The 1,664-nt window shown below is 36.5% G+C and carries 3 protein-coding genes; all 3 read right to left on the minus strand.

The window, feature by feature from the left end; all coding sequences use genetic code 11:
* A partial coding sequence (locus AACY61_RS13420) for an MlaD family protein (protein WP_339612087.1) occupies window positions 1-285 on the minus strand: 285 nt, incomplete at its 3' end.
* 6 nt (window positions 286-291) lie between these two features.
* Window positions 292-1,056, minus strand: coding sequence for an ATP-binding cassette domain-containing protein (locus AACY61_RS13425; RefSeq protein WP_339612088.1), 765 nt, complete (start codon window positions 1,054-1,056; stop codon window positions 292-294).
* A partial coding sequence (locus AACY61_RS13430; protein ID WP_339612089.1) for an ABC transporter permease occupies window positions 1,057-1,664 on the minus strand: 608 nt, incomplete at its 5' end.

The following is a 1,664-nucleotide window of genomic DNA, read 5'->3' on the forward strand; positions in this document are numbered from 1 at the left end:
ATTTTTTTTAATGAGGCGCGCATTGTTTTCATTGATTAATAAATCTACACAAATGGCGGTGTCATTGAGTATGGTAATGTTTCTTACAGTACCTACATTTACTCCGGCAAAGCGGACATTATTTCCTAGTTGCAGTCCGTTCACATTTTTAAAGACGGAACTAATTTTTACAGTATTACCAAACATATTTTTCTGATTGCCTAGAAAATAGACAGCAGCAACAAAAATAATAACGCCTGTAATAACAAAGACTCCTAATCTGATATTTTGAGATGTTGTACCCATATTTTTTTATTTAAAAAATGCCTTAATTTTATTGTCATCAGAACTTGAAAGTTCCTTAAAAGTTCCTTCAGCATAATTGATGCCGTCAAGTAAAAGAATAATTCTGTTTGAGACTACTCTGGCACAATCCACATCGTGCGTTATAATCAGAGATGAGGTTTTGTATTTTTCCTGAACGGTGTTCATCAATTCAATAATTTCTTTTGATGTAATAGGGTCAAGCCCTGTTGTGGGCTCGTCATATATGATAATTTTTGGTTTTAAAATTAATGCTCTGGCAAGAGCAATTCTGCGTTGCATACCGCCCGATAGTTCTGCCGGCATCAAATCAACTGTGTGTTTCAGGCCAACACTTTCCAGTGCTTCAAAAACCAGGGATTCCATCTCATCTGAAGAGAGTTTGCCGGTATGTCTTCTTAGTGGAAATTCCAGATTTTCCCTAACAGTCATTGAATCATACAACGCACTTCCCTGAAATAAGAAACCAATAGAGGTGCGCAATTCGTCCATTTCAGACTGACTTAAGGTTGAAATGTTTTGGTTCAGAATTTCAATTTTTCCTTTATCGGGTTTTAGCAATCCCACAAGGCATTTAATCAATACAGATTTTCCTGAACCCGATCGCCCCATCAAAACCAGATTTTCACCTTCATTTAAATGCAAACTAAATCCATTGAGCACTTTGTTTTCACCGAACGCTTTGTAAAGATTATCAATGAGCAAAACCTTGTTGCTCTCAGATTGACTTTTATTTGATTTGTTAGTTTTCATTTAATTGTAAAATAAATCTGAAACAAAGACCGCCACAAAATCGATTACAAATAATAGCATAGAGGTATAAACCACAGCTGAATTTGACGCTTTTCCCACACCTGCAGTTCCTTTTTTACTGTTATACCCTTTGTAACAACCCACCAGTCCTATGGCAAAACCAAAGAAAAAGGTTTTAATAGTTGCAGGGATTAAATCACTAAATTTTAAAGCTTCAAATACTTGATTGAAATACAATTGATAGGATACATCGTCTTTAATATTTTCTATCAATGCTGAACCCATCAAAGCAATGAAATCTCCAAAAATTACCAATAAGGGAATCATTAAGGTGGTTGCTGCAATTCTTGTTACAACCAAAAACTTAAACGGGTTGGTTCCTGAGACTTCCATGGCGTCAATTTGTTCAGTAACTCTCATAGAGCCTAATTCAGCCCCGATGCTGGAACCAATTCTACCGGCACAAATGAGAGCTATAATGACCGGTCCTATTTCCCTGACAATTGAAATGCTAATCATTGAAGGCATCCAGGCATCAGCGCCAAATTCCTCTAAAGTAGGCCTGGTTTGTAATGTAAAAACAACCCCCAGAATAAAACCGGTGACAG

The sequence above is a fragment of the uncultured Planktosalinus sp. genome, assembly GCF_963973675.1.
GTDB lineage: Bacteria > Bacteroidota > Bacteroidia > Flavobacteriales > Flavobacteriaceae > Planktosalinus.